This is a genomic window from Pseudomonas sp. BN411 (genome assembly GCF_029871235.1).
Classification (GTDB): domain Bacteria; phylum Pseudomonadota; class Gammaproteobacteria; order Pseudomonadales; family Pseudomonadaceae; genus Metapseudomonas.
Genome location: NZ_SSOM01000023.1, coordinates 1 through 8,542, shown reverse-complemented (window position 1 = coordinate 8,542; position 8,542 = coordinate 1). Strand labels below are relative to the sequence as shown.

Sequence of the window (8,542 nt, the reverse complement as noted above, 5' to 3'; positions counted from 1 at the left end):
TCAAGAGGACGCCAACATGCATATCGGATTCCTTGGCCTCGGCAACATGGGCGGCCCCATGGCCCGCAACCTGCTCAAGGCCGGCCACACCCTCACCGTATTCGACCCCTCGCCGCTGGCGACCGCCGCACTCGTAGAGCTCGGCGCCCGCACCTCCAACAGCCCGGCGGAGCTGGCCCGCGATGGCGTCGCCGCGATCATCACCATGCTGCCCACCGCGGCCCACGTGAAGGATGTCTACCTGGGCGCCGAAGGCCTATTGGCCAACGTCCAGCCGGGCGTGCTGCTGATCGACAGCTCGACCATCGACCCGCTCAGCGCCCGCGAAGTGGCCAAAGCCGCCGCCTCCCAGGGCAATCCCATGCTCGACGCGCCGGTTTCCGGTGGCACAGGTGGCGCGGCGGCTGGCACCCTGACTTTCATGGTCGGCGGCACCGTCAGCGCCTTCGACGAGGCCCACCTGCTGCTCGCCGCCATGGGCAAGAACATCGTCTACTGTGGTGACACAGGCAACGGCCAGGTGGCCAAGATCGCCAACAACATGCTGCTAGGCATCTCCATGGTCGGCGTCGCCGAAGCCATGGCGCTGGGCGTTGCCCTGGGCATGGACGCGAAAGTCCTGGCCGGCATCATCAACACCTCCAGCGGCCGCTGCTGGAGCTCGGAAATCAACAACCCGTTCCCCGGCGTGCTGGAAAACGCCCCGGCGTCCCGCGGCTACAGCGGCGGTTTCGGCACCGATCTAATGCTTAAGGACCTAGGCCTGGCCACCGAAGCCGCGCGCCATGCGAAACAACCGGTGGTGCTCGGCGCCGCGGCCCAGCAGCTGTACCAGACCTTCAGCCTACAGGGTCACGGCGGCCTGGACTTCTCCGCAATCATCAGCCTGTTCCGTCGGGAAGCCTGAGCATGAGTGAGCACGAGGCACCGGTACTGGCCAGTGTGCGCAACCGCGTCGGTCACCTGACCCTCAACCGCCCGGCCGGGTTGAACACCCTGACCCTGCCCATGGTGCGCCTGCTACAGCGCCACCTGTGGGCCTGGGAACTCGACCCGGACATCGTCGCGGTGGTCATTCGCGGCGCTGGTGAGAAAGCGTTCTGCGCCGGCGGCGATATCCGCATGCTCTACGAGAGCCATGCCACCGGCGACAACCAGCACCAACTGTTCCTCGAAGAGGAATACGCGCTCGACGAATACCTGCACGGCTATTCCAAGCCTGTGATGGCCCTAATGGATGGATTCGTGCTTGGCGGCGGTATGGGCCTGGCCCAGGCCGCGTCGCTGCGGGTTATCACCGAGCGCACCCGCATGGGCATGCCGGAAGTCGGCATCGGCTTCTTCCCGGATGTTGGCGGCAGCTACTTCCTGCCGCGCCTGCCCGGCGAACTGGGCGTCTACCTGGGCGTCATCGGCTGCCAGGTGCGCGCCGCCGATGCCCTCTACACCGGACTGGCCGACTATTGCCTGCCCAGCGAACGCATCGCTGAGCTGGATCAGGCGCTGGACACCCTCAACTGGAGCTTCGCGCCGCAGGAAAACCTCCACCAGTTGCTGGCCGGCCTCGCCACCGAGCGCATCCCTGGATCGGAGCTGAAGGCCTATCGCCAAGTTATCGACGAAATTTTTTCACTTCCCAATCTCAAGGAGATCCGCACGGCGCTGCAGTCCGACACCCGGCCCGGTGTACAAGATTGGGCAGAGGAAACGCTCCGCCTGCTCAACAAGAATTCCCCACTCGCCATGGCTGTGACCCTCAAGCTGCTGCGCTGCGGTCGATGCCTTAGTCTGGCTGACTGTGTCGATCTTGAGCTGCATCTTGACCGCCAGTGGTTCGACAAGGGCGACCTGATAGAGGGCATTCGCGCCCTGATCATCGATAAGGACAAAAACCCACGCTGGAACCCACCGAACCTTGAGGAGTTACAGGATGAACGGGTGAAAGCCTTTTTTGCAGGCTTTCATACCCGTCGAACCTCTGCAATAGCTGCTAAGCGGCCAGAAACTTAATAGCGCCAGGCACGACCGATCCGCTGGAGACCTTTAATGCACGATATCGAACTCACCGAAGAACAACACATGATCCGCGACATGGCGCGGGACTTCGCCCGCGCTGAAGTCGCGCCCCACGCACAGGCCTGGGAAAAGGCTGGCTGGATAGACGACGACCTGGTGCAGCAGATGGGCGAGCTGGGCCTGCTCGGCATGGTGGTGCCCGAGGAATGGGGCGGCAGCTATATCGACTATGTGGCCTATGCCCTGGCGGTGGAAGAAATCTCCGCCGGCGACGGTGCGCTCGGCGCCCTGATGAGTATCCACAACTCCGTGGGCTGCGGGCCCATCCTCAACTACGGAAGCCAGGCGCAGAAGGACTTGTGGCTGCCGCAGCTGGCGAGCGGCACCGCCATCGGTTGCTTCTGCCTCACCGAACCCCAGGCGGGTTCGGAAGCGCACAATCTGCGCACCCGCGCCGAGCTGGTGGACGGTCACTGGGTGCTGAACGGCGCCAAACAGTTTGTCAGCAATGGCAAGCGTGCCAAGCTCGCCATCGTCTTCGCCGTGACCGATCCGGAACTGGGCAAGAAGGGCCTCTCCGCATTCCTGGTCCCCACCGACACCCCCGGCTTCGTGGTGGACCGCAGCGAGCACAAAATGGGGATCAAGGCCTCCGATACCTGCGCCGTCACCCTGAGCGATTGTCGCATTCCGGAAGAGAACCTGCTGGGCCTGCGCGGCAAAGGCCTCGCCATTGCCCTGTCCAACCTCGAAGGCGGCCGCATCGGCATCGCCGCCCAGGCCCTAGGCATCGCCCGTGCGGCCTTCGAGGCGGCGCTCGGTTATGCACGGGAACGGGTGCAGTTCGGCAAGCCGATCATCGAGCACCAGAGCATCGGCAACTTGTTGGCAGACATGCACACCCGCCTCAACGCCGCGCGGCTGATGATTCTCCACGCCGCCCGCCTGAAGAGCGCCGGCCTGCCCTGCCTCTCGGAAGCCTCGCAGGCCAAGCTGTTCGCCTCGGAAATCGCTGAGCAGGTGTGCTCCAGCGCGATCCAGATCCACGGCGGCTACGGCTACCTGGAGGACTACCCGGTGGAGAAGTACTACCGCGATGCGCGCATCACCCAGATCTACGAAGGCTCCAGTGAAGTGCAGCGGCTGCTGATCGCTCGGGAAATGGCTAATTACACTTTATAGAACCTCTTGTGGGCGCCTCAGCGGTGCCCACAAGCGCCCCAACTATGCACCCATGATCATCACAAACATCCAAGAATCGCTAGAAGCAGTACCTCTGGCGGCGAATAACACTGTTAGCTGTAGCCACATCGATGAAGATCTGATGTCCATGTCCATTACTTTGTTTGACGAGCTGCAGCCATCCACTCTCAGCCAACCTATAAGTACTACTGGCTCCCCAAAACGCTATCAACAAACACGCGAGAAAGCTCTGGAGCTGTTCGCTAAGCGTGGCTATAGCCGAGTTAGCATGCGTGATTTGGCAGAGTTCATGGGCATTCGTGCCGGCTCTCTCTACAACCACATCGAAAGCAAAGAAGCCTTGCTGTTCGAGCTAATCGAGGAACTATATGAGCAGTTGCTAGATGGCGCGCTGGAATTAACCCACCGGGACGTCTCCCCCACAGCACGACTGCTTCTCCTCACTGAAACCCATCTCCAACTACACAACGGTATGGGCGCACACTTCCGTCTGGCGGAGTACGACGTACACTACCTCAATAACGATCACCAGGAACGGATCCTAAAGTTGCGTCAACTCTATGAGGCGGTGCTAATAAAAACCGTTGAGCAACTAACTGGAGAGCCAGCATGCATGCTCCGACGCGCCGGCCTAGCTAGCATCGTTTCACAGCTTAACCAGTTACCGGCTTGGTTCGGAGAGGCACCAACTGGCAATACGGCAAAGTTTGAGATGCTGCGCGAAATGATTATTGGATCCATACGAGGCGTGCTCCAGGCCACCCAGCGTGTAGCTAACTCGGTAGCTCAAACCGGTGGCAGATAGCTCATCGATGTTGACTCGCCCATCAGTAGCGGCTGGTTAAGTTCGACGCAGCCCCGCAGGTATTCGGCTACCTGAGTAATACGACGGAGTTTACGTAGATCCTCGCTATAATAGATCCAGAACTGCCGCACTACCTCGATCTCACCCGGAAGAACTTCGCACAGACGCTGGTTCTGTCCTGCTAGAAAGCAGGGAAGAATTGCAAGCGCTCTTCCCTCCAGCGCTGCATGGTAATGAGCAATCACACTAGTACTACGCAGTTGGCGTACCGCTCCGGGTACAAGGTCATTTAAGTAGAGAAGCTTGGGGCTGAAGGCTAAGTCTTCAACGTAGGAGATGAACGTGTGCCCGGCCAAGCTTTCGAGGCTGAGAATCGGCGCATGATTGGCCAAGTACTCAGGAGTGGCATACAAGCGAAGACGGTAGTCGCAAAGCTTAGAACAGACATACGGCCCCCGTTGCGGGCGCTCCAGCGTAATAGCGATATCAGCCTCGCGCCTAGACAAGCTCACAAAGTGTGGCACCGGGAGGATATCCAATGAGATGTGTGGATGGCGGTCTTGGAATCGACTCATATGTTGAGTGATGAAACTGGAGCCGAATCCCTCAGTGCAACCGATACGCACATGCCCAGACAGTTCCAAGCCAGCGCCTGAAACTTGCTCGCAGGCTGCCTGTAGGGTGCTTTCAAGAGTCTCGGCGTAGCTCAGCATGCGCTGCCCTTCTAGCGTGAGCACAAAACCCGCAGCCCTAGATTTCTCGAATAGCAGTGCACCCAGGTTCTGCTCCAGAACACGGACTCGACGCGAGACTGTGGTGTAGTCAACGCCCAGCCTTCGAGAAGCAGCACTGGCGGTACCGGTGCGCGCCACTTCTAAGAAAAAGCGCAGGTCATCCCAATTTAGACGCTCGAGGCTGGCGCGATTTGGCATATTTTCCTCCAGTTCGCACGATCAGGGCTTAGCTAGCACGACCCACAGCAGTCGCGCCTCTTTTATCAACGCAAATGTTGACTCGCGAGAACCTTTACACCCTCTCGACAAAAAATCAAGTCCGACCGAACGCCGCCAGCCGCAGCGGGAACCTACACGCGCGTTCAAACAGATTGAGATGTCCTGAGGGCATTGAACAGCATCGCTAGCTGCGCCGTATTCTTGGCAGGGCCAGGGACTCGTCCCCCTCACACATTTTAGGGCTGGACCATCCGAACGCTTGACCGTCCCGTATAAGGTTCACGGGGCCACTATCAGACCACCGTCAAGGGGAATAACCGTCCCAGTAAGATAGGCGCTTGCACGGGAGATTAAATAGATGGCAGTGCCGCCAATATCAGTTGCACTGCCAAACCGATGAGCAGGTATACCATCCAACACTGCGCGCTCAACTTCAGCATCAGCGATGACCCCGGCGGTCAGGTCGCTTGGGAAAAAACCCGGGGCAATGGCGTTAACGTTGATGTTCCGCGAACGTAGATCTGATGCCAGCGTGCGGCTAAGCTGATGAATGGCAGCCTTGCTGCAACCATAGGCATAGGCGCCCCCGAAACTTTTTCCGAGAATGCCACCCACTGAACCGATGTTGATTATACGTGCCGGATCGTCAGCTGTGCCGGCCTTCTCCAGCAGGGGACACAGTGCCTGGATCAGGAGAAACGGCGATTGCAGGTTGAGGCTCATCACCGCAGACCAGTCTTTCTCTGTGACAGAACCCAGTGGCGGCGCATGAAATACACCGGCGTTGTTAATCAGCGCGTCCAGTTTGGAGCAGCGGGCCTGCACGGCGCGAAACAGATCAGCCAGATGATCATCGCGCACAAGGTCACACTCAATGAATTCGAACCCCCCGTACTCTGCCAGTTCATTGTTCAGACTGTCTGCCGCAGCATGATCGCGCCCAGCGACCATCACCCGGCAGCCTGCCGCTACCAGGCAGCGGGTAATCATTGCACCGATGCCCTTGGCCCCACCTGTAACCAACACTGTTCTGCCGGCGACGGAAAACAATCCAGAAATGCCATTCCAAGACATAAATCTGAGCTCCTTGTCAGTTTAGTGCTACAAGATGTGAAATGGCTGCCAAACAGCAGCCATTTGCGGTCGGATCAATACAGCAAAACAACGCAATTTGATCCTTAGTGCGACCTGCTTTGATTAGAACTGGCAAAGCTAGGCGGAGAAGACCACCACCTAGCCTTTCGTTCTACGATGTTTTGACGCGGGGAATCACTTCTTGCGCCAGTCGCTGCAGCGACTCGAAATAGGGTTCCGGGTTGTCGATATTGTCATGCGAGTTGACGATGACCTGACCGCAGCCACCAGTGCGCTCGATCATTGCCTCGATCTTTCGCGTCACGGTTTCCGGCGAACCACAGAGCCAGACATGGTCGGCAAGGAAGTCCATATCTATCTGACTGGGATCAATATCCACACCAGCATCCGCGATGATGCCCGGGAACAGATTGAACTTCTTGTAGATCGGGAACAGATAGTGCTCCCAAGTCTTGGCCATGCCACTGGCCTTGGCGCGCCGGCGGGCCTCAGCATCGGAGTCGGCAATGAAGATCTCCCGCGTCACACGGAAGCGCGACGTTTCCGGAGTAAAGCCCTTGGACTGCATAGCTGTGGCCCAAGTGTCGTAATGAGAACGCATAACCTCATGACCACCGAAGAAGGAGATCGGGCTGTAGTTGCGCTCACCAGCCCACTTCAGCGACGAGGAGTTTTTGGTCAGACCGGTAACGGCAATTTCCAGTGCCTCGCGGCCACCCCAGGGGCTGTTGTCCGCGATCTCCACATCGTATTCGGGCATGGTATCCGGCCCAGGGAAGCCGGCCTGGAAGAACTTGCCCTTCTCCATGAAAGGTTTGCGCGCCCAGACCTTCTCCATAAGATCCAGCGCCTCAAACATCTGCTCTTGCAGCGGACCAATGCCTTCGAAACCGTGCAGGATGGCATCGGTGTGATGCCCACCGGGCGCCACACCAAGGAAATAGCGACCCTCAAGAATCTGTGACAGCCAACCAACCTGAATCGCCAGACTGGCCGGGTTGTGATAGGGCAGCAGGTGCGCCATCGGCGCAAAACGGATGTTTTTGGTGATCGGCGCTGCGGCACCGATGATGATCTCCGGACAGGGAATGTTTTCCCAAGCCAGAGTCGCATGCTCACCGATCATGAAATCGGCAAAACCCGCCTCATCACAGACTTGTGCCAGCTTGAGAGACCAATCAAACATCTCCCGCGCAGTGCGGTGAGGAAGATTATAGGGAGTATGGAAAAATCCGCATTGCATAGTCATTACCTCTTGTTATTGTTTAGCCTGTCAGACTGGCTTGCCAGGCAAACCAGCCATGCAATCACTTAAACCAACGTGCCTTCGGCATCCTTGGTCGCGAAGCGAGGAGCCACCAGGCTGGCAAACTTTTCCAGTTCCTCGTTGTTCTGCTCCGGGTCCAGGTGACCCTGACCGAACATCAGGAACAGCTCGTTGAAGCCCAGGCGGTCGTGGGCGCGGCCGATCTGATCGGCGATCTCGTCAGCCGAGCCGATCAGCACGTTCGGCATTTTCTGGCCGAACGGAATGAACCACTTGTCCCAGAACCACTTATGCTCGGCCATCAACTGCTTGGCCTTGTCCTTGTCATCGGTCAGCATCAGGAAACCGCCCCAGGCAGCAACATCCTCACGGGCAACCTCCCGCTCGTGCTGGCGTGCGGTATCGGCATAGCGGGTCCACAGGGCATCGCAAAAGTCCAGGTCGGAAGCCAGCACGATTGGCTTGCCGCCTTCCCGGGCCCACATGTCGACGGTGCGCATGCTGCCGGCAAAGCCGCCGTAAATTTTCGGGTGGGGACTCTGGTAGCACTTCGGCGCAATGCCGATCTGGCGCACGATGCCATCTGCATCCATGCCCTTGCCCATGCTGGCATAGGCCGGGTGACCGGCAGAGCCGCCATTTGGCGGGAACTCCCAGTGTTTGCCCTTGTGGCTAAACACGTCATTGGCCCAGGCCTTCTTGATGACCTGCAGCGACTCCTCGAAGACTTCGCGGTTCAGCGCATCTTGCTCGTCGCGGGCCTTGGCGTTGTCCGGCGTAGTGGCGCTGACACCCGGACGCGCAGCATAGGAGTCGACCCAGCGCGCATGGTAGCCACGGGTGAAACCAACCATCAGGCGCCCTTGGAGCATGTGGTCAAGGGTGGCGATTTCTTCGGCGATACGCACCGGGTTATGGGTCGGCAGGGTGTACCCCATGATGCCGGCCTTCATCCGCTTGGAATGCAGGCCCACATAGAGACTGAACATGCCGGGATGGTTGTTGATCTCAAAACCTTCGATCTGCAGGTGGTGCTCAGGCTGGCAATAGCCTGCATAACCAAGCTCATCCGCCAGACGAACGTAATCACGCACTTCGGATAGAAAGCGCTGATACAACTCAGGACGCTGCCCAGCCATACCCGCTTCCAGCTCATAACGACGACCGATTACACCTGTTTGCATCAAATGAAACTTCATTGCG

The 8,542-nt window shown here is 58.8% G+C and carries 8 protein-coding genes; 4 read left to right on the top strand and 4 right to left on the bottom strand.

All coding sequences use genetic code 11. The annotated features are described in order from the left end of the window. Positions 1-16 precede the first annotated feature (16 nt). The 4 genes from mmsB to E8F06_RS01895 are packed head-to-tail and all read left to right on the top strand — an operon-like array spanning position 17 to position 4,024. Positions 17-907, top strand: coding sequence for a 3-hydroxyisobutyrate dehydrogenase (gene mmsB / locus E8F06_RS01910; protein ID WP_179060124.1), 891 nt, complete (start codon positions 17-19; stop codon positions 905-907). 2 nt (positions 908-909) lie between these two features. Beyond that, positions 910-2,010, top strand: a complete 1,101-nt coding sequence (locus E8F06_RS01905) for an enoyl-CoA hydratase/isomerase family protein (protein ID WP_179060125.1) — start codon at positions 910-912, stop codon at positions 2,008-2,010. A 36-nt stretch (positions 2,011-2,046) separates the two neighbouring features. Then, a complete protein-coding gene (locus E8F06_RS01900; RefSeq protein ID WP_179060126.1) occupies positions 2,047-3,198 on the top strand; it encodes an acyl-CoA dehydrogenase family protein in 1,152 nt (383 codons plus the stop codon). 52 nt (positions 3,199-3,250) lie between these two features. Then, positions 3,251-4,024 carry a TetR/AcrR family transcriptional regulator gene (locus tag E8F06_RS01895; protein ID WP_256873404.1) on the top strand — a complete coding sequence of 258 codons (774 nt, stop codon included), beginning with the start codon at positions 3,251-3,253 and terminating at the stop codon, positions 4,022-4,024. Here the strand turns inward: E8F06_RS01895 and E8F06_RS01890 are convergent. The 4 genes from E8F06_RS01890 to E8F06_RS01875 all read right to left on the bottom strand — a co-directional run bounded on the left by E8F06_RS01890 (position 4,006) and on the right by E8F06_RS01875 (position 8,523). Beyond that, positions 4,006-4,956 (bottom strand): LysR family transcriptional regulator, encoded by a 951-nt coding sequence (locus tag E8F06_RS01890; RefSeq protein WP_179060127.1) that lies wholly within the window; start codon positions 4,954-4,956, stop codon positions 4,006-4,008. The genes E8F06_RS01895 and E8F06_RS01890 overlap by 19 nt on opposite strands. Positions 4,957-5,256: 300 nt before the next feature. Beyond that, positions 5,257-6,051 carry an SDR family oxidoreductase gene (locus tag E8F06_RS01885; protein WP_280358403.1) on the bottom strand — a complete coding sequence of 265 codons (795 nt, stop codon included), beginning with the start codon at positions 6,049-6,051 and terminating at the stop codon, positions 5,257-5,259. A gap of 172 nt (positions 6,052-6,223) precedes the next feature. Further along, entirely contained in the window at positions 6,224-7,321 is a 1,098-nt protein-coding gene (locus tag E8F06_RS01880; protein WP_280347434.1) for an LLM class flavin-dependent oxidoreductase, read from the bottom strand. A gap of 62 nt (positions 7,322-7,383) precedes the next feature. Further along, positions 7,384-8,523 (bottom strand): LLM class flavin-dependent oxidoreductase, encoded by a 1,140-nt coding sequence (locus E8F06_RS01875; RefSeq protein WP_280363646.1) that lies wholly within the window; start codon positions 8,521-8,523, stop codon positions 7,384-7,386. Positions 8,524-8,542 lie beyond the last annotated feature (19 nt).